Source organism: Flavobacterium sp. WC2421 (genome assembly GCF_040822115.1).
In the GTDB taxonomy this organism is placed as follows: Bacteria; Bacteroidota; Bacteroidia; order Flavobacteriales; family Flavobacteriaceae; genus Flavobacterium.
This window is the reverse complement of sequence record NZ_CP162004.1, coordinates 3163944-3183022: the sequence shown is the minus strand read 5'-3', so window position 1 is coordinate 3183022 and position 19079 is coordinate 3163944. Positions and strand designations below refer to the sequence as shown.

Annotated in this window: 18 protein-coding genes; 10 read left to right on the top strand and 8 right to left on the bottom strand. The window is 31.6% G+C overall.

The annotated features are described in order from the left end of the window. Positions 1-298 precede the first annotated feature (298 nt). The 3 genes from AB3G33_RS13520 to AB3G33_RS13510 are packed head-to-tail and all read left to right on the top strand — an operon-like array spanning position 299 to position 1088. Positions 299-451 (top strand): hypothetical protein, encoded by a 153-nt coding sequence (locus tag AB3G33_RS13520; RefSeq protein ID WP_367770428.1) that lies wholly within the window; start codon positions 299-301, stop codon positions 449-451. 5 nt (positions 452-456) lie between these two features. Then, entirely contained in the window at positions 457-687 is a 231-nt protein-coding gene (locus tag AB3G33_RS13515; protein ID WP_367770426.1) for a hypothetical protein, read from the top strand. A 23-nt stretch (positions 688-710) separates the two neighbouring features. Next, the gene (locus AB3G33_RS13510) at positions 711-1088 is read left to right on the top strand and encodes a YchJ family protein (RefSeq protein WP_367770424.1); all 378 of its coding nucleotides are present in this window, start codon (positions 711-713) and stop codon (positions 1086-1088) included. A 125-nt stretch (positions 1089-1213) separates the two neighbouring features. Here the strand turns inward: AB3G33_RS13510 and AB3G33_RS13505 are convergent, their stop codons facing one another. Then, positions 1214-2446: an ATP-binding cassette domain-containing protein gene (locus AB3G33_RS13505; protein ID WP_367770421.1), complete on the bottom strand. Its 1233-nt coding sequence runs from the start codon at positions 2444-2446 to the stop codon at positions 1214-1216. A gap of 145 nt (positions 2447-2591) precedes the next feature. Here AB3G33_RS13505 and AB3G33_RS13500 point away from each other — a divergent pair, with 145 nt between their 5' ends. The 3 genes from AB3G33_RS13500 to AB3G33_RS13490 all read left to right on the top strand — a co-directional run bounded on the left by AB3G33_RS13500 (position 2592) and on the right by AB3G33_RS13490 (position 6052). Further along, on the top strand, positions 2592-3710 hold the full coding sequence (locus AB3G33_RS13500) for a VWA domain-containing protein (protein WP_367770418.1): 1119 nt from the start codon (positions 2592-2594) through the stop codon (positions 3708-3710). Positions 3711-3836: 126 nt separating this feature from the next. Continuing rightward, positions 3837-5300 carry an AAA family ATPase gene (locus AB3G33_RS13495; protein WP_367770415.1) on the top strand — a complete coding sequence of 488 codons (1464 nt, stop codon included), beginning with the start codon at positions 3837-3839 and terminating at the stop codon, positions 5298-5300. 158 nt (positions 5301-5458) lie between these two features. Then, positions 5459-6052: a 2OG-Fe(II) oxygenase gene (locus AB3G33_RS13490; RefSeq protein ID WP_367770412.1), complete on the top strand. Its 594-nt coding sequence runs from the start codon at positions 5459-5461 to the stop codon at positions 6050-6052. A 64-nt stretch (positions 6053-6116) separates the two neighbouring features. Here AB3G33_RS13490 and AB3G33_RS13485 read toward each other — a convergent pair whose 3' ends face one another. The 5 genes from AB3G33_RS13485 to AB3G33_RS13465 all read right to left on the bottom strand — a co-directional run bounded on the left by AB3G33_RS13485 (position 6117) and on the right by AB3G33_RS13465 (position 10334). Then, on the bottom strand, positions 6117-6827 hold the full coding sequence (locus tag AB3G33_RS13485; RefSeq protein ID WP_367770409.1) for a GYF domain-containing protein: 711 nt from the start codon (positions 6825-6827) through the stop codon (positions 6117-6119). A gap of 195 nt (positions 6828-7022) precedes the next feature. Beyond that, on the bottom strand, positions 7023-8159 hold the full coding sequence (locus tag AB3G33_RS13480; protein ID WP_367770406.1) for a saccharopine dehydrogenase family protein: 1137 nt from the start codon (positions 8157-8159) through the stop codon (positions 7023-7025). Between the two features lie 294 nt (positions 8160-8453). Then, positions 8454-8810 (bottom strand): hypothetical protein, encoded by a 357-nt coding sequence (locus tag AB3G33_RS13475; protein WP_367770403.1) that lies wholly within the window; start codon positions 8808-8810, stop codon positions 8454-8456. 118 nt (positions 8811-8928) lie between these two features. Further along, the gene (locus AB3G33_RS13470) at positions 8929-9639 is read right to left on the bottom strand and encodes a LytR/AlgR family response regulator transcription factor (protein WP_367770400.1); all 711 of its coding nucleotides are present in this window, start codon (positions 9637-9639) and stop codon (positions 8929-8931) included. After that, positions 9612-10334, bottom strand: a complete 723-nt coding sequence (locus AB3G33_RS13465) for a sensor histidine kinase (RefSeq protein ID WP_367770398.1) — start codon at positions 10332-10334, stop codon at positions 9612-9614. Before AB3G33_RS13465 ends, AB3G33_RS13470 begins: the two co-directional genes overlap by 28 nt. 453 nt (positions 10335-10787) lie before the next feature. Here AB3G33_RS13465 and AB3G33_RS13460 point away from each other — a divergent pair, with 453 nt between their 5' ends. From AB3G33_RS13460 to nagB, 4 genes are all read left to right on the top strand, one after another. Then, positions 10788-11765, top strand: a complete 978-nt coding sequence (locus AB3G33_RS13460; protein WP_367770396.1) for a hypothetical protein — start codon at positions 10788-10790, stop codon at positions 11763-11765. 47 nt (positions 11766-11812) lie between these two features. Beyond that, on the top strand, positions 11813-12022 hold the full coding sequence (locus AB3G33_RS13455; RefSeq protein WP_367770394.1) for a hypothetical protein: 210 nt from the start codon (positions 11813-11815) through the stop codon (positions 12020-12022). Between the two features lie 624 nt (positions 12023-12646). Next, the gene (locus AB3G33_RS13450; protein WP_367753520.1) at positions 12647-14776 is read left to right on the top strand and encodes an alpha-L-fucosidase; all 2130 of its coding nucleotides are present in this window, start codon (positions 12647-12649) and stop codon (positions 14774-14776) included. A 115-nt stretch (positions 14777-14891) separates the two neighbouring features. Next, positions 14892-16823, top strand: coding sequence for a glucosamine-6-phosphate deaminase (nagB, locus tag AB3G33_RS13445; protein ID WP_367753518.1), 1932 nt, complete (start codon positions 14892-14894; stop codon positions 16821-16823). Between the two features lie 309 nt (positions 16824-17132). Here the strand turns inward: nagB and AB3G33_RS13440 are convergent, their stop codons facing one another. Together AB3G33_RS13440 and AB3G33_RS13435 are read right to left on the bottom strand one after the other, a co-directional pair. Then, positions 17133-17846: a LytR/AlgR family response regulator transcription factor gene (locus tag AB3G33_RS13440; RefSeq protein WP_367753516.1), complete on the bottom strand. Its 714-nt coding sequence runs from the start codon at positions 17844-17846 to the stop codon at positions 17133-17135. A 68-nt stretch (positions 17847-17914) separates the two neighbouring features. Further along, positions 17915-18973, bottom strand: a complete 1059-nt coding sequence (locus AB3G33_RS13435) for a sensor histidine kinase (RefSeq protein ID WP_367770392.1) — start codon at positions 18971-18973, stop codon at positions 17915-17917. Positions 18974-19079: the final 106 nt, after the last annotated feature.

The following is a 19079-nucleotide window of genomic DNA, read 5'->3' as shown; positions in this document are numbered from 1 at the left end:
AAATGTAATTATTATGTTTTTAATTAACAAGTAAATATTTGTAACTAACATAAAATTCAAGCTTAAAACTAAAATCATTTAAATCTATGATTTGCTTAAATTTAAGGTTCTCAACTAAATTTATTTTAATAAAGGAAGATCATAAGAATGCATTAATGCAATTCTAAATTAAATTCACGAACTTTGCACGAGTTAAATTCAGGAATTTTCCTTTTTATATTTCATTAAGGATGTTTATGAAAAATTTAGTGCTAAAAAAAATGGAGTCTATTTAAAGTTAGACTTAAATATAAAAAAAATGAGCAGGAATAACGAAAGAAATATTAAAAAGCATAACGACAAGTTGCATAAAGCGCAGGATAAAGTGAAACAAGCTGAAATAACTCGTAAAGAGAAGTTAAAACAAATCGTTAAAATGTTTAACGAAGCTAATGCTAGTGATAAAAAATAGAATTTATGGAAAACGATAAATTTGAGTTGTTAAAAAGTAATGTTCAGGAAATTATTGATTTGATTGCAAGTAGTAATGCAATTGAAGCCAATAATAAGTTGGTGGATGTTAGTGAACAATTGGATGAATTATTGGACCATTCTGATGAGGATGAAGATCTACGAGAAATCAGTAGGTATCAAGTTTTATTGAATAAACTTCATGAAAAAATCTTGGCTCTCGATGGTCTAGTTTAAGTGGTAAGTTTGATATATTAAAGATGAAATTAAATTGTTATTGTTGTTCTTCACTTTCGTATGAGGAATGTTGTGAACCTTATTTAAAAGAGATTAAAACAGCAGAAACAGCAGTTGTTCTAATGCGTTCACGTTACTCTGCTTATGCTACACAGCATGCAGATTATCTAGTAGCTACGACACATAGTTCCACTCGAAAACTTCATTCTAAAAGTGCTATTCTTGATTGGTCTCAAAGCAATCAATGGATAAAGTTGGAGGTTTTAAATGCAACAGCTACTACAGTTGAATTTAAAGCGTATTTTTTGGACAGCGATCACCAAATGCAAATTCATCATGAGTTTTCCGCGTTTAAAGAGGAAAACGGAAAATGGTTTTATGTAGATGGTACATTTCATTAATTTATAAGCAAGATTGAATTATAAGTGCGAGTTGCGTGAGTGATGGCAGTGGAAATCCCACGCTTTTTTGCGTGGATTGAGAACGTACAGCACGACCCTTGTGGTCACGCCCAAATTTTTTAGAATTAATTTTTAATTTCGCCAGTTGATCCATTAGTTTGTGGTGTTAATTCATAGATAGCATTTGGCTTTAAATTGGGTTCACTTCTATGAGAAACATATAAAATAGCCATATCAGTTTTTTGAGATAAAACCGTAATTAATTGAGTAACTAAAGCTGCATTTTCATCATCCAAACCTTCCACAGGTTCATCTAGAATTAATAAAGGAGGATGTTTGAGTACTGCTCTTACAATCAAAGCAAGCCTTTGTTGTCCTATTGAAAGTTGATTGAAGATGTTGTTTTTTAAATGAGTCATATTAATTAGTTCCAACCACTGACTCACTAGCTTTTTTTGTAAACTAGTAGGTTGCGTGTACAAACCGATGGAGTCAAAAAAACCAGACAAAATCATTTGTTCAAGAGTGTCTCTTTTTTGAAACAAATCGAGCATAGCAGTCGAAAAATAACCAATATTCTTTTTGATGTCCCAAATGCTTTCTCCGCTGCCTTTCTTTTTCCCAAAAAGGTAAACGTCTTGACCGTAACCTTTAGCATTTTCTCCAGTAATTAACGATAATAGAGTACTTTTTCCCGAACCATTTGGACCTAATAAATGCCAAAATTCTCCTTTTTTAATGGTCCAGTTTATGGTTTTTAAAATCGGTTTTTCCAAGTAACTCACATTGACTCCGTTCATTTGAATTAATATGGTATCTTGATATACAATGGGGTCAAATGCATCCGGAATTGATTTGAAATATGTGGTTGTCGTTTCTTCAGCTAGTTTTAAATCTTCTAACACAAACGAATTGTTTTGAATATGTGCTTTGTTGAGGATGAAGGAATGTAGGTCGGTATTGCGATTTACAATTTGGATTAATAGTACTTTTTTGGCCAGTTCTTCTAATGCAATTGTAATTGATTTTCTTGAATTTATATCCAAATGATCCAATGGATTATCGAGAATTATATAATCAGGTTCTTGCTTGATACAATAATTTAAAAATACTTTTTTTCGTTCCCCCGATGAAAAGCTACTTAATTTTCGTGTAGTGTCAGTTGCAGCTTCAATGGAATTGTATTGGTATTCTTTTTTGATGAAATTAGCAATGGCAATGTCTGAAAATAGAATCCCATTTTTAGAATTAAAAGAGCTTAATTTTCCAATGGATTTTCCAGTTAGAATTGTTTCTATAAACGCTTTTTTATCTACTTGATTGGACAAAAGTATATCCCAATGTTCGTGTTGTTGCATTTTTAATTTTTAAAAATATAAAATTAAACTTATTTCCTATAATAGGATACAATTAAAATGAATTGTTGTAAAAAAATCCATTTTAACTAAAAATTAGTAATCGTTTGTCAAGGCTTTATTTTAAAATGATGTAATTTTAAAGTCTATGGAAAAGGATAATAAAAAAGGTTTTTATTTTAAGCAATATGAGGCGCCAAATCAATCTCCGTTTGACAAACTCTTTGGAATTTTCAAGGAATTAATTACACATACTTCGGGAGATTTTGATGAAGCGATCGATTGGTTGCGGGAATTAGACAAGGAATATAAACTCACCGATGAACACTATACCATTGATGATTTTATCGAAGATTTAAAGAAAAAAGGGTATATCAAAGATGAAGTTAAAGAGGATGGAACTTCAGGATTGGGAATTACTGCTAAGACAGAACGTGCAATTAGACAACAAGCCTTAGACCAAATTTTCGGTAATTTAAAACGTTCTGGAAGTGGTAATCATAAAACGAAACACTCTGGAAACGGTGATGAGCACACTGGAGAGTTTAGAGAATTTCATTTTGGTGATGGTTTAGAACGCATTTCCTTGACGGAGAGTTTGCGTAATGCCCAAATTAATAACGGTGTGACTGATTTTATGTTAACCGAAAATGATTTGGTTGTCGAAGAAACCCAATACAAATCCCAAATGAGTACGGTGCTGATGATTGATATCAGTCACAGTATGATTTTGTATGGAGAAGATCGAATCACACCAGCCAAAAAAGTGGCGATGGCATTAGCTGAATTAATTACTACACGCTATCCGAAAGATACTTTGGATATTTTAGTTTTTGGAAATGATGCATGGACTATTGCCATTAAGGATTTGCCGTACTTAAAAGTAGGTCCTTTTCATACCAATACTGTTGCTGGATTGCAACTAGCAATGGATTTACTGCGTAGAAAACGAAATACGAATAAGCAAATTTTCATGATTACGGATGGAAAACCGAGTTGTGTACGAGAGCGAGATGGATCGTATTACATGAACAGTAATGGGCTTGATGAGTACATTGTGGATAAATGTTACAGTCAAGCACAGCAAGCCCGAAAACTGCATATTCCCATAACCACTTTTATGATCGCTAATGATCCATATTTACAAAAATTTGTCAATAAGTTCACCGAAGCCAATCAAGGAAAAGCATTTTATACCGGACTGAAAGGTTTAGGTGAAATGATATTTGAAGATTATGAGACGAATAGGAAGAAGAGAGTGAAGTAAGTTGCAAATTTTCAAAGCTTTAAAGCTTTAAAGTTTCAAAGAGACAGAGTAACAAAGTTTAAGTGTTTCAAAGTTAAAATAATAAATAAGTTGAATTTTAAATCATTCAATTTTTAAATAATAAATATGAAAATAGAGAATATACATACATTAGGAGAATTAAAAGCAGCAGGATATAAAAGTATCTCGATTAAAGAGGAATTGCGTACTAATTTAAGAGAAAAGATTAAATCTGGAAAATCCGCATTTGAAGGGGTTCATGGTTTTGAAAACACCGTAATTCCAGAACTGGAACGTGCTATATTATCTCGCCATAATATAAATTTGTTAGGGCTTCGTGGTCAAGCCAAAACTAGGTTGGCGCGCAAAATGGTTGATTTATTAGACGAATACATACCGTTTGTGACGGGTTCGGAGATTAATGATGATCCTTTAAATCCAATTTCTCGTTTTGCCAAAGATATCATTGACATCAAAGGCGATGATACTCCAATTTCATGGTTGTATAGAAACGATCGTTTTTCAGAAAAGTTAGCAACACCAGATGTTACGGTAGCCGATTTGATAGGTGATGTTGACCCAATAAAAGCCGCTAATTTAAAGCTTTCCTATGCTGATGATCGTGTGATTCATTTTGGAATGATTCCGCGTGCTAATCGTTGTATTTTTGTTATCAATGAGTTACCTGATTTACAAGCGCGTATTCAAGTGGCTTTGTTTAATATTTTGCAAGAAGGAGACATTCAAATTAGAGGATTTAAATTGCGTATGCCACTAGATATGCAGTTTGTATTTACGGCAAACCCAGAAGATTATACCAACCGTGGTAGTATTGTAACGCCTTTGAAAGACAGAATAGGTTCTCAAATATTAACGCATTACCCAGAAACCATAAAAATTGCTCGTACTATTACGGAACAGGAAGCGAAGCTTGATGCGGTGCAAAGTGATATGGTTTATGTTCCTTCATTGGCCAAAGATTTACTGGAACAAATAGGTTTTGAAGCACGTGAAAGCGAATATATAGATAATAAAAGTGGAGTGAGTGCTAGGATGAGTATTACGGCTTATGAAAACTTATTGAGTACTGCGGAACGTCGCGCTTTAAGAGCAGGTGTTGATAAAACAAGTTTGCGTTTGTCGGACTTTATGGGAATAATCCCCGCTATAACTGGAAAAGTAGAGTTGGTTTACGAAGGAGAGCAGGAGGGAGCAGCAGCTGTGGCGCAAAACTTGTTGGGCTCGGCTATTCATACTTTTTTTCCAGCTTATTTTCCAAAAATTGAAAAGCTAGAAAAACCAAATGAGAAAACAGCTTATACGGATTTAATAGAATGGTTTTTTGCCGAAAGTGGTTTCGAATTATTAGATGATGCAAGCGATGAAGAGTACCAAAGAATATTGGGAGCCATTGTCCCACTTGAAATTTTAATTAAAAAATACCAACCAGAATTGGCTAAGGAGGATAAGTTATTTATGAAGGAGTTTATTCTTTGGGCTTTGGTAGAGTACAATAAACTGAGCAAAGATCGTATATCAGAAGGATATCAGTTCAAAGATATTTACGGAAGTTATATTAGTAAGCTTTAATAGCTATTATTATCATTATTTAAAAAGCGTTTAGAAGTAGTTTTCTAAGCGCTTTTTTTTATTTCATAATTAAGGCAAAATGAGAATAGTATGTTATAAGTGATGTAATATGTACTACCTTACAACAGTTAGCCGTCCTTGCGGTTAATGAAAACCTAATGGAAAATAGCTTTGAAGCTTTGATTGCCACTTATATTGATAATAAAGTAGGTATATCTGAAATTTTTTTAAGTGATGAATTAGCTAATAATTTAAAGCAAAATTTACTCGCGTTAAACCAACAAGATTTATTGATTACTGCTGGAACAGGAAACTCAGAAGCGATTGCTTATGATAGTGCAGTGCGCAGTGATTCTATTTATTGGTTAGATAAAAAGAATAATAATGTGTTTGAAAATCAATTTTTTGAACAAATGGAAGCGTTTATCAATTATTTAAATGAAAGTTGTTATACCGGAATTACGGGTTATGAATTTCATTACTCCTTGTATGAAAAAGGAGATTTTTATTTGCAACATTATGATCAGTTTCAAAATAACCCGAGTCGAAAATATTCGATGATTAGTTATTTGAATAGCGATTGGCAGCCTGCAGATGGAGGAGAGTTATTAATTCACCAGGATAATAACAACCAGAAAATTGCGCCCACACAAGGCAAAACAGTTTTCTTCAAAAGTGATGAGTTACTTCATGAAGTCTTAGTAACTCAAAACACCCGAATGAGTATTACGGGCTGGTTGAAATGTGATTAGTATTGATCTATTATTATTATTATTATTATTAGGAGAGTGTCAAATGTTCAATCTCTAAATAGCTTTAGTGTATTGTTTCTAGTTCAAGATACAATCTATTGGCTTCGTTTTCTAGTTGATCAATTTCTTTTCTCCAGTTTTCTATATCATTTTGTATGGAACGAATCTGTTCGTCTTTAGTACTTTCTGATCGTAATAATCTAAAATCTTCGGCATCAATTAGGTTGTTTTTCGATTCGACCAATTGATTTTTATCTTCAATAAGTAAATTTTTGATTTCGGCAAGACGAGTAGTAATGGAATCTTTTCTTCTTTTGTTATTATTTTCAGATTCTATTCTTTTTTGTATTTCTTCCTGAATGCGTTGTTCGTTCGATTCTTTTTGTTGTAGATTAATTTGTTCGTTACCAAACTCTGTTTGTTTGTTTTTTATGTCTAATTCATTTCTTTTATTATTCTGAATGATATTCAGTACTAAGACAATTATCATAATAGCTAAAAAAGCTATAGCCAAAAAGAAATAACTTTTCTTTAGGCCTAAAATAGTTTTAGATGTTTCGGTAGATTCTACTTTTTGAGTAGGACTAGCTCGTTTTATAGGTGGAGGAACAATATTAAAAAAAGGCCTCAAATCGGCTATCTCAATTGCATGTTTCCATTCGTCCATACCTTGATGCCAGACTAATGTGGTTTCCTTTATTTGTTGGGTTTTTAGTTCCTCTAGCGTAAATGGTCCGCCATTTTCATTGCCGTTATTAATGTAATACGTTCTCATTGATATGCTACAATTTTCTATGTAAAAGTACAGCGTAATATTACAAAAAAAATAGTATTCCTATTTAATTTCGTGAGTTGAATTGTTTTGAAATTCACTGCTATCACATCAAGAGATAATTAACAAAATACTCTCGTTAATTAGTTTATGGACTTGTTTAAAGTTAGTTTTTTATTTATTTGTTTTCACAAAAAATCAACCGTATACTCTTGAAACATAATTTCCTTTTAGAAAGGCATTGGAATCAATTTGACTTTGCAAGATAGCACCTTGTGGATTAGTCTCCAGTAATAGTTGTGCTGCTTGTACTAGAGGAGCTGCCGTAGTAGTTTGTATGGCTCTTAAATAATGTTTCCCTACTAGAAGAGGTAATATGGTTTTAGCTATTTCTCGACGGCGCAATACACCCTCTATATCCTTGCCTTCTACAGCAGCATATAATACAATTTGATCGTCTTCAACATGTGGAATAGCTACTTCCATTTTGTGTTGAAGTTTTTGAATTGCTGTCGTAGTATTGTCTTTGGTATTAATTTGTTTTTCTATCCATGCATAGTGACCAGGAAAGCGCAGCGTTTTATAATCGAGTGTACCTACTTTTCCAGTTAAGGCATCAGGCAAATCGGCAGCACCGCCAGAGGTTAAATCTTCCTCGTAGGTAATACCATCAATTATAATTGTAGCTCTTTCAGATAGAGAAGGGAGTGTCGTTTTATTGTAATCACGCAGCACAATGGTGTCTTTCAAATATTCAGTAGCTACACCTACGGGACTCCAAGTAAAACCATAATAATGTGGAGCAACAGCATTTTTAGTTAATGCACCTACTTTGAATTCTAAGGTATGAACGGAGTTGACTTTGTAATCAATACAAAATTGCTGAAATAATCCATTGGCTAATAAATCTATATAACCTGGGGCCAAGCCAGTCTGAAGAATAAATCCTGTTTGTGAATTTTTGGCTAAGGCAATTATTTTATTAGTTTCGTCAACATATTCCGTAAGATTGGCGTAATGAAGGTTGTATTCTTTAGCGAGTTGTGCCATTCTGGGCGCCTGACTTCCTGGTAGACAATCCAAAATAATATCGGCTTGCTTTAAAATGGTTATCATTTTAGGTGTAATTCCATCTTCAGGCAATAGAAACGGTTTAATAGTGCATGGTTTTGTACATCCGTTTTCTACCCAATGGGCTACTTTTATAGCTTTGGGTATCGATCTATTTCCTATAAAAATGCTGGGAGTAACTTCGCTCCATTCCATCAATAATAAAGCAGCAGCCTCAGCAATGCCTCCCGCACCAGCAATAATAATATGGAAATGCTTTTTCATTTATTAAAGTTAGTGAATTTTATTTAAATTGCTGAATGTTAGTTATTTAATTTAATAGTAAGTAGTTTGATGTAAAAATATTATTTTGTAAAGTAGTCTTTCTGTCAAGGATAGTAACGAAAAGCCCGCAAGGAATGAAGCCTTTTATAAAACAAAGCCCAAAACTGCGACCAAAGGAAGCTCGTTTTTGGGCTTATATTTTATGGGCTGAATACCGCGGACTTGAAGTGAATAGCCTGCTTGGACAGCCAACTTATTTTTAGAAGAAGTTTTGAATGTTAAGTTTATCTTTTGTTAGTTTAAAAATTCTTTAGATGTTATTCTAAAACACTGTTCTGTTCCTAAATACAAAGGATTCCCGTGTTTTTCGGACCAAAAGCCATCGAGTATGTCTTTGTTGATGCATTTGTAGACGGCAACACCTTTGTAGATGGTTTCGTCTTCGCTACGGTAGTTAAAATTAATAACTAGGATATTGTCTTTGAAAAAACCAGTGCCGTTTTGCACTTGATCACTTATTAACCAATGGGCTACAATTCGGTTATTTTCATCAAGAGATAAAGTGAGTACCCCTTTGTAACTGAGTTGTGCAATGCCGTCTTGATTTCTACCTTCAATAGTGTAGGTACCTACTAAATCTTGAATTGTCATTTTTTATTATACTTGATGTTTTTATTATTGCTTCAACGAGTGATTTTTCTTTTTCGACTTTTTGTATTCAAATCTTGCCGGATCATAGCTTTTAATACATTTTACAAATGGTACTATTTTATTTGAAATAGCGGTGCAGTAAAATTTGATATTTTCGACCTATAGGAATAATTTTCCCATCACACATCGTTAATGATTTTTGAGAGGTAGATTGAATTTTATTTGTATTAATGATATAGGAGCGATGTATTTGCAGAAAATTAGCATTATTTAATTCAATGGTTATATTAGATAAAGAACCATATATAATCACTGGTAGTTTTGCTTTTGTACTGTATAGCTTTATATAATTACCTAGGCTCTCAATATAAACAATATCGTCTAGCAGGGATTCCACTATTTGACCGTTAAGACGATAAGTAAGAACTTCGTCTTTTTTATTTTCGTCTTTTTTTAAACTTATTCCAGAATAATAGGTTTTTGCTTTTTCAATTGCTTTTTCAAATTTTTCAAATGAAATTGGCTTTAGTAAATAATCAATGGCATCATTTTGATATGCGGAAAGAGCAAAGTCAGAATAGGCTGTTGTTACAATTGTTATTGGTCTATTAGGTTGCATTTCCATCAGTTCAATTCCTGAAATGATAGGCATATTAATGTCTAAAAAAATAATATCATAGTTATTTTCATTCAGCATTTTAAGTGCTTCTCTTCCATTATAGGCACTTCCAGAATGTTCTAAATCTTCATACTTAGCAATATGTGACGCTAAAGCCTTATGAGCTGGCGTTTCATCATCAATTATGAGACAACGGTAGGTAAGTTCCATATGTTTAATTTTATACTAAATGTACTTTTTTCTTTTTTAAAATTAAGCTCATGTTTCAATCCGTAAACTTCTAAACGTCTGTTAAGGTTTTCGATTCCTATTCCTGTACTTGAAAGATTGGAATCGGTTTCTAAACAATTGTTTTGTAAACTAAAAGATAGATTTCCGTTTTTTAATTTTAATTTTAAAACTATTGTAGGATCAGACATTTCTCCAGAAAATTTAATTGCATTTTCTACCAATGGCAAAAAGAATAAAGGGGGTATTTCAATTTTATCAAAAACGCCTTCAAAGTTTTGGGTAATAACAAGTCGCTCATTTCTAAAAGTATAATATTCGATGTATTTTTTTACAAAGTTTATTTCTTCTTTTAAAGGTACTAAATCTTTTTTGGTTGCCTCAATTTGATAACGAAGCATGTCTGAAAGATTTAATATTCTGTCTGGCAATTTTTCTGGCTTGGTTAAGGATTCTCCATATAAATTATTCATTGCATTAAGAAGAAAATGAGGATTGAGTTGCTGTTTTAAAAATGAAAGTTCCGATTTGAAATTAATAATTTCTTTATCTGTTTCTGTAATTTTTTTTGTGATTACAATATGCAGGAAATAAAAAGCAACTCCGTTTACAATAAAAGATAATATAGAAAATGTTCTTAATCTACCAAGTCCAACTGCAGGAAAATACCAATTCATAAAAATGTAAAAACTGACCCAATAAACAATAAAAAGAAAAAGAAAAATTCTATATTTTTTTTTGAATAATAATTGTTTAATTAAAAAAAAGTTAAAAAAGGTGATACAGAGGATACAAGGCAAATAACCCAGTGCTATTTTCTTTAAAATATAGATAAAATTGTGGTTCAGCGGTTGTACTTCGTCATATATACTTAAAAACAGAATGCTTAAAACGATTATATTTAGAAAGAGGTTTCTAAGGAAAAAGTTTTGATATATTTTAAGGATTTTCATAACTGCAAAAATAAAGGAATATTGTGTTTTACAATTATTTTTGTTGTAAAATTATTTGAACGCCATTAGTATAAATTGTAGGCCGTTAGTATAATTAGTCGATTGTATTTGATGCTTCTAGAGTATTTTTGCATTAGTTTCAATAGAAAACGACAATTATAAATTAGCTCCTCAATTATGATAAAAAAGATTATTTGTATTTTAATTCTATGTAATTCATTGCATACATTTGCTCAAGAAAAAACAAGTTTAAAAACTTTTGGTAAAGCAATAACCGATAAGTTTCCAACAACACGAACATTTGATGTTCAGTATGAGCAACTAGGAACGACTAATTTTAATTCAAAGCTCTTTGATCTGCCATTTGAAAATGGTAGAATTGATAATCATAGCCGATTTAAAGTGGCATTTAATTTACCTTTTTATGTTTCAAACTCGAAACGGTTTGTTTTAACAAGTTCGTTGCGCTATAAATATGAAACTTTCGATCTTGGGACTTCAGCTAACACAAATCCCATTGGTCCATTTTCAAACGATAAGCAAGAGTTTCATTATTTATCAGGATCAATAAGTGCTACTTATATATCGACGCTTTTTAAAAAGCCTATAATTTATAATGCAACTTTTACTGTTGATGGAAATGAAAAAAATGCGCAACGTGTAAAAGGATTGATTACTGCAAATTTAGTAATCAAAAAAACCGAATTTACAACCATGACTATTGGTGCTCTGGTCTCTTTAGATCCATCTTCGATAATTCCAGTAACGCCTATTTTTACCTATAATCATAAATTTGAAAATACAAAATGGGATATTGATTTTGTTCTTCCTCAACGTCTTTTGTTTAGAAGACAATTATTAGAAAATGGGCGAGTTTCTTTTGGAACCGAATTGAATTCAGAGAATTTTTATTTAGATCTTAACACCCCCGAATTGAAAGGAATTTATGAATTAAATCAATTAGAGTTAAAATCAGGAATCACTTATGAATTTCGATTTACTCCAAAATTATATGGGTTGTTTAAAACGGGATTAGATAACGTGATCAATACTCGTATTACAAAAAAAGGAGAGCGTACAAATAAATATATCTACGATCAAAAAGTAGATCCTCAGTTTTATTTTAGATTAGGTGTTTCGTATAAATTATTCTAGGAATGTTCTTTTATTTAAATTAATAAGTAGTGTTTAAAAAAGTAATTATGGTAGAGGTTTTTAAAACAAATGTGCAAAAGAAAGCGGTTACGAATTATATAATTTCAATTTTTAAAACTCATTTCCCAGATTATAAAGTCAATTTTGATTTGGAAGATTGTGATAAAATACTCAGAATTGAAGCGGAAAAATTAGATAGTAATAAAATTGTAGAATATGTAAATAGTATTGGGTATCAATGCATAAAATTAGAATAATATTATTCTAATTTTCAAGTCTTTTCATAGAATACTAAAACCATCAAAATTATTATTTTGGTGGTTTTTTATTTTGAATTGGTCTAACCTAATAGATAATAATTGAATTGATTATTGCTAACTAATTATCTATTTGGGGAGCTTTTAATAGTGATTGAAGAATGCCAGATTATTGTGTCTCGATTGCTATAGTAAATAGGTTAATTAGGCTATTAAAAGAATTGGTAAAATTTCTGAACTAGATTCTAAAACCTTTATAAGATTTGCTGATTAAGGCTTAATTAAGAATCAAAATCTAGATAAATAGTATAGTGTTTAATATAGAAAACTATTGACTGAATGGATACTAACTCAAGCAGAATTCTTATTGATTAATATTTTAGATAAAAATAGTTTAATTACAGTAGCACCTGCAAGAAATAGGAATAGTGCAAGCTGGTGTGCTATAGTGGATACTATAATAATTCCTTGAAGACACTAATCCAATAAAGCAAATGAATTAAATCATTTAAATCACCAATACTGTTCTATAATTGTTGTTGGTCGAAATAGTATTTATTGAAACATAAATTTAGGTTACTATTGTGCGACAATAGTTTAATTAAAAAATTAAATATTCTTCAGATGAAAGATGTTTCGCTATTTATAAGTTTTTTGTTCATCGTACTGTGTACTAGTTGTAAAGAATCAGTGAAGGCACCAAAACCTTATGGTCCATTACCGACCCAAAAACAAATCAATTGGCAAGAAATGGAATCTTATGCTTTTATACATTTCTCGTTAAATACATTCACCAATAAAGAATGGGGTTATGGAGACGAATCACCTCAATTGTTTGATCCTACTGCATTGGATACACATCAATGGGCTCGTGTTGTAAAAGAGGCCGGAATGAAAGGAATCATATTGGTGGCCAAACATCATGATGGTTTTTGCTTGTGGCCTTCAAAATATACGGAGCGCTCTGTGAAAAATTCACCATGGAAAAATGGAAAAGGAGATGTTGTTAAAGAATTAGCAGAGGCATGCAGAGAATACAATTTGAAATTAGGACTGTATCTTTCTCCTTGGGATAGAAACAATCCTGATTATGGCAAACCAGAATATATAACTTATTTCAGAAATCAGTTGAAAGAGTTGTTGACTAATTATGGTGATGTTTTCGAAATGTGGTTTGATGGAGCAAATGGTGGTGATGGATACTATGGAGGTGCTAATGAAACCAGAAAGATTAATACACTGGAATATTATAACTGGGACGAAACCTATCAATTAATTTATAAAATTGCTCCAAAAACATTGGTTTGGGGTGTAGGTCCATCAGAAGCAAGATGGATAGGAAATGAAGAGGGTTATGCTAATGAAACTAACTGGTCTTTATTGCGTCAAAAGGACGAGTTAGCGGGAAAAGTGCCATATACAGATTTTATGTCGGGGCATGAAGATGGAGAAAAATGGGTACCTGGAGAAACAAATGTGTCGATAAGACCAGGATGGTTTTACCACACTATAGAAGATGATAAAGTACATTCCTTAGATGAAATGGTTGATTTTTATTATCAATCAGTAGGTCGTAATTCGACTTTTTTATTGAACCTGCCTCCAGATAAAAGAGGATTAATCAACGAAAATGATGTCGCAAGATTACAAGAGTTTTCGGCAGTTATTAAAGCCGATTTTAAAATAGAATTATTAGCAGCTAGTACAGTTAGTACTGATAGTTATAGAGGAAGCGAAAGTGAATATGCTGCTAAAAACGTGATTGATGGAGATAAAAATACCTATTGGGCTACCGATGATAATGTTAAAAAAGCTTCATTACTATTTGAATTTAATAAGCCCACAGCTGTTAATCGAATTTTACTTCAGGAATACATAAAATTAGGACAACGAGTGAAAGCTTTTAATGTAGAAGCTAAAGTAGGTGGACAATGGAAAACAATTGCGAAACAAACTACTATAGGATACAAAAGAATTTTAAGATTTGATAGGGTTGTAGTTTCGGCGCTTAGAGTCAATGTTACAGATTCAAAAGCAAGTATAGTAATTGCTAATATTGAAGCATTTAACGCACCTACATTTGTTCGTATGCCAAATATTCAACGGGATAATAAGGGGTTAGTAACCATGAAATCTGATGTAGGGAATAGTATTTTTTATACAGTCGACGGTTCTGTTCCAACGATGAATAGTACCCTGTATAAAGGAGCTTTTAAATATGATGCGGCAGTCGAAATAAAAGCATTTACCAGAAACACTAAGGAGAATATAAGTAGTGCCATTAAAAAGGTAAAGTATGGACAGTCTAAAGAAAAATGGAGAATAGTTTCTATTTCAAGTGGTGATTTAAATAGAGCAAACAGAATAATTGATGGGAACCCAACTACAGATTATAGTTTTGGAGATGGAACGAATAAATTACCGCAAGAAGTGGTGTTAGATATGGGAAGCATTCTTACTATAAACGGGTTTACTTATGTGCCGCAACAAGTAGGAAATAATCTAAACTTAATTTCCTATTATGAATTTTATACCAGTCTTGATGGTAATCAATGGAATAAGCAATCAGAAGGAGAATTTTCAAATATTAAAAATAATCCGATAGAGCAAGTAAAGACATTTGAAAGTGTAAAAGCTAAATACCTTCGATTTGTAGCTAAAGCGGGAGTTGGTAAAATACAAACAGTATCAATTGCAGAAATAAATGTAATTGAAAAACAGCAGACTAATAAAGGAGATTATAAAAACAATTGATTAAAGTTGATAATTATGTTCTTTGCCGAAGACTACTGGTTATTAGTCGAATTTTTATTTTGAACAACTAGCAAATACTTAATTTTATAGTATTAATTAAATGAATTACTGACAAATGATTAAAGAAGGTATAAGTTTTAAAAAGGGTATAGGCTTCAAGGAAGCAGGAAAGTTTGAAGAAACACGTTTTGAAAAAATTCATAATGTAATTTTTGATTCATCGAAAGAAGCTTCAGTATTAGTAGCGCAAGAAATAGCAAATTTAATTCAGAGAAAAGAAGAATTGAATGAGCCTTGTATTTTAGGTTTGGCAACTGGATCTTCACCTATTAAAGTGTATGAAGAACTGGTTAGATTGCATAAGGAAGAAGGGTTGAGCTTTACGAATGTGGTAACCTTTAATTTAGATGAGTATTATTCGATGGATAAAAATAATATTCAGAGTTATTATCACTTTATGCATGAGTATCTTTTTGATCATGTAGATATTAACCCTGAAAATATAAATATCCCAGATGGAAAAGTTAGTAATGAAGAACTACAACAATACTGTATAGATTATGAAATGAAGATTAAATCCTATGGTGGGTTAGATTTTCAACTTTTAGGTATTGGAAGGACTGGGCATATAGGTTTTAATGAACCAGGCTCGCATATCAATTCTGGTACTAGAAGTATTACGCTAGATCATTTAACACGTATGGACGCTGCACCTGCGTTTTTAGGAATTGATAATGTTCCTAGAAAAGCAATAACAATGGGGATTGGTACTGTAAAAAATGCCAAAAGAATTGTACTTCTTGGTTGGGGAATTAGTAAAGCAGGAATCATAAAGGAAACAATTGAAGGAGATGTGTCTTCTCAAGTTCCTGCGACCTATTTGCAAGAACATAATAACACAACGTTTGTTTTAGATACTGAGGCTTCGTCGGAGTTAACACGTGTAAAAACACCATGGTTGGTAAAATCATGTTTATGGACCGAAGAGTTAAAATTGAAGGCTGTTGCTTGGTTGAGTGAATTAACGAAGAAGCCGTTTCTTAAATTAACGGATAAAGATTATAACGATAACGGAATGTCTAGTCTTTTAACAGAAGAAGGGACTGCATATGATTTAAATATAAAAATGTTTAATAAAATGCAGCATACCATTACCGGATGGCCTGGTGGAAAACCCAATGAGGATGATACTTATAGACCGGAACGTGCGAGACCAGAGCAAAAACGAATCATCATTTTTAGCCCACATCCCGATGATGATGTTATTTCAATGGGAGGAACTTTTGATCGATTAGTTGAGCAAGGACATGATGTACATGTTGCCTATCAAACTTCAGGTAATATAGCTGTTTCAAATGATGAAGCACTAAAATTTGCCGAAGTTTCTACGGTTTTAAATTCAGTGTCTAGTGAATCTGATAGTATCATCAAATTTTTAAAAAATAAGTCTAAAAATGATATTGATACGATTGAAGTTCGAAAATTAAAGGGCTCAATTAGAAGAAGTGAATCTTTAGGTGCTACAAGATATTTAGGAGTTGCGGATTCAAATGTTCATTTTCTTGATCTTCCTTTTTATGAAACTGGAACAGTAAAGAAAGGGAATCTTACAGATGCTGATATAGATATTATGTGTAATCTCATTGAAGACATAAAACCACATCAAATTTATGCTGCAGGCGATTTAGCTGATCCGCATGGAACACATAAGGTGTGTTTGGATAGTTTGTTTGAAGCTTTAGAGCGACTGAAACATAATAGTTATATGGATGATTGTTGGGTATGGTTGTACCGTGGAGCTTGGCATGAATGGGAATCGTATCAAATTGAGATGGCAGTACCAATGAGTCCGGATCAAGTACTTAAAAAACGTCATGCTATTTTTTATCACCAATCTCAAAAAGATGGAGTGATGTTCCAAGGGGACGATAGCAGAGAGTTTTGGGTACGCGCAGAAGATAGAAATAGATTAACAGCAAAAAAATATCATGATTTGGGATTGGCGGATTATTCAGCCATAGAAGCTTTTAAACGCTATCATTTCTAGTTTTGGTGTTATAATACAGTAAATTATTTGGTTTATAATTTGTTTAGGTTAGTTACCTTGGTTTTAAAATGCAATCATCTTTTTGGTTGCATTTTTTTTGTAATAAATTTTGTGAAAAATGAATAAAAAGAATGTAACATGAAAGCGAAGGAGCACTAGATGTTTTTTTCATGTCTTTAGCAATCTGTAAATGCCAAAAATAAGTACTGAAAATTTAATTTTTTCACCAAATTTTAAATTAAAAATAGTTGTAATTTGACTTAAAGTAGCTCTTCGAGTACTTTAAGTATATACCTCTTTTTTTGAATTTTAGATCGATGAGTTTAGAATTCTTTGCTTTACTTCGTCGATGTATGACCTTCCAATAACATATCTAAGTCCTTCTATTTCTATACTATTTCCTTCAACAGCATCAATTTTATCGATAGCAATAGTGTAAGATCGATGTATTCTTATAAAATCTCTTTCAGGTAATAAGTTTGTAAAATCAGCAAGCGTACTGTGAATGATGTATTTCCCTGTTAATGTATTTATTTTTAAATAATCTTTTAGACTTTCTATGACTAAAATTTCATTTAAAAAGATTTTCTTCATTTTCTTTTTATCAATTTTAACGAAAATGAAGGGATTTTCTTTACTGTTTTCTTGAGGAGCTTTAGAAGTACCTTCCAATCTTTTGTTGATCTTGTTTATCGCTTTCATCAACCTAGGGAATTCAATAGGTTTTACTAAGTAATCTAAAACATCTAATTCGTAGGTTTCAATAGCAAACTGGTCGTAGGCACTGGTAATAACTAGTAAAGGTGGGTTTTCTAAACTTTTTATAAAGTTAATTCCATCAAGGACAGGCATGTTTATGTCTAGAAAAATGACATCAACACTGTTGTTTTTTAAAAAATTAAAACCTTCAATAGGATTACTGAAGCTGTTTATTAATTCAAAATTTTCAATATGTTCTAAGTGATTCTTAATAACATTGATAGCCAATGGCTCATCATCTATAATCAAACAATTTACTTTCATCTCAATCTATTATTTTTTTAAGCGAAATAATTTATAGGGGTATATTCTAAAAAAAAAGATATCATTTGCTAAGACACTTTAATGATAAGCTTAACGACAAAACTATTCTTTTTATTTTTAAAAGTTAACTTATAATCATTTTTATTGTATCCTAATTCCAGTCTTTTTTTGACATTTTCAATACCAATACCACTTGATCTGTTTAAATTGTCTTTGTGTTTAGTAATTGCAGGCATTGGATTTTTAATGGTAAAATAAAGAAAATCTTCTTTAACTTCGAAGCTAATGTCAATTTTTACTTTTCCAATATTTTTATTTACGCCATGTTTAAAAGCATTCTCAACAAATGTCAGTAATAAAATGGGGCCTATTTCTTTATCATGAATATCTCCAGAAATGGACATATTAATCTCTAATCGGTCGTCATTTCTGATTCTTTCTAAATCCAAATAGTTTTGAATGCATAGAATTTCATTTTCTAAGGTTTGTCTCTTATTTTTTGTTTCATACAACATATAACGCATTAACTCGGAAAGTTTAATTACCACTTTTGGCGTTTTATTTGATTTTTCTACTGATAGCGAGTATATGTTATTAAGTGTATTGAAGAAAAAGTGCGGAGATATTTGAGATTTTAAAAAAAGCAACTCCGTTTCTAATTGTGATTTTTCAAGATCGGTTACTCTTTTTTGTTCATTTAAAAAGTCAAATGTAATTTTTATGGCTGTAACAAATGTAATTACATAAAGTTCGCCAATCATCATGTCTATAAAATAGTTAAACGATAATTTTTCTATTTGTTCGGGGCCTTCTGGCCAAACATTATGGCTAATTAAAAGATAAGTAAGATTAAACTTTACCAAAACCATAATAAATAATGCGGCAATAACCGAAAGGATATATAGTGTATATTTTTTTCGATACACCAAATTAGGCATCAGAATTAAAATATTCAAATAACACAGGGTAATGTGAATTGGGAAACCCAATAAATTTGTTTTAAAAGAGTAGAGATAATCATTGAAATAACTTCCCCATCGAAAGGTGTTGAATAAAAAATAAATCAACCAAAATATTATATGATAATGTAATGGTATTTTGTAAAATTTGCTGGAATTGAAATTCATTTTCTAAAGAATGAGTGTTTGAAACTGTTTTTTTTGATGTTTAGCTCAGTTTATATGTCGTCTGTCTAAATAAGTTTTAAAAAAGGCTAAATTTAAATAATTTTAT

What these genes read in the sequence shown, in the direction of transcription:
- AB3G33_RS13480 (WP_367770406.1), bottom strand. Translation starts at nt 8,159, where the DNA reads ATGAAAAAGCATTTCCATATTATTATTGCTGGTGCGGGAGGCATTGCT.
- AB3G33_RS13490 (WP_367770412.1), top strand. Translation starts at nt 5,459, where the DNA reads ATGGAAAATAGCTTTGAAGCTTTGATTGCCACTTATATTGATAATAAA.
- AB3G33_RS13500 (WP_367770418.1), top strand. Translation starts at nt 2,592, where the DNA reads ATGGAAAAGGATAATAAAAAAGGTTTTTATTTTAAGCAATATGAGGCG.
- AB3G33_RS13505 (WP_367770421.1), bottom strand. Translation starts at nt 2,446, where the DNA reads ATGCAACAACACGAACATTGGGATATACTTTTGTCCAATCAAGTAGAT.
- nagB (WP_367753518.1), top strand. Translation starts at nt 14,892, where the DNA reads ATGATTAAAGAAGGTATAAGTTTTAAAAAGGGTATAGGCTTCAAGGAA.
- AB3G33_RS13470 (WP_367770400.1), bottom strand. Translation starts at nt 9,639, where the DNA reads ATGGAACTTACCTACCGTTGTCTCATAATTGATGATGAAACGCCAGCT.
- AB3G33_RS13520 (WP_367770428.1), top strand. Translation starts at nt 299, where the DNA reads ATGAGCAGGAATAACGAAAGAAATATTAAAAAGCATAACGACAAGTTG.
- AB3G33_RS13510 (WP_367770424.1), top strand. Translation starts at nt 711, where the DNA reads ATGAAATTAAATTGTTATTGTTGTTCTTCACTTTCGTATGAGGAATGT.
- AB3G33_RS13455 (WP_367770394.1), top strand. Translation starts at nt 11,813, where the DNA reads ATGGTAGAGGTTTTTAAAACAAATGTGCAAAAGAAAGCGGTTACGAAT.
- AB3G33_RS13495 (WP_367770415.1), top strand. Translation starts at nt 3,837, where the DNA reads ATGAAAATAGAGAATATACATACATTAGGAGAATTAAAAGCAGCAGGA.
- AB3G33_RS13515 (WP_367770426.1), top strand. Translation starts at nt 457, where the DNA reads ATGGAAAACGATAAATTTGAGTTGTTAAAAAGTAATGTTCAGGAAATT.
- AB3G33_RS13450 (WP_367753520.1), top strand. Translation starts at nt 12,647, where the DNA reads ATGAAAGATGTTTCGCTATTTATAAGTTTTTTGTTCATCGTACTGTGT.
- AB3G33_RS13440 (WP_367753516.1), bottom strand. Translation starts at nt 17,846, where the DNA reads ATGAAAGTAAATTGTTTGATTATAGATGATGAGCCATTGGCTATCAAT.
- AB3G33_RS13460 (WP_367770396.1), top strand. Translation starts at nt 10,788, where the DNA reads ATGATAAAAAAGATTATTTGTATTTTAATTCTATGTAATTCATTGCAT.
- AB3G33_RS13475 (WP_367770403.1), bottom strand. Translation starts at nt 8,810, where the DNA reads ATGACAATTCAAGATTTAGTAGGTACCTACACTATTGAAGGTAGAAAT.
- AB3G33_RS13485 (WP_367770409.1), bottom strand. Translation starts at nt 6,827, where the DNA reads ATGAGAACGTATTACATTAATAACGGCAATGAAAATGGCGGACCATTT.
- AB3G33_RS13465 (WP_367770398.1), bottom strand. Translation starts at nt 10,334, where the DNA reads ATGAATTGGTATTTTCCTGCAGTTGGACTTGGTAGATTAAGAACATTT.
- AB3G33_RS13435 (WP_367770392.1), bottom strand. Translation starts at nt 18,973, where the DNA reads ATGAATTTCAATTCCAGCAAATTTTACAAAATACCATTACATTATCAT.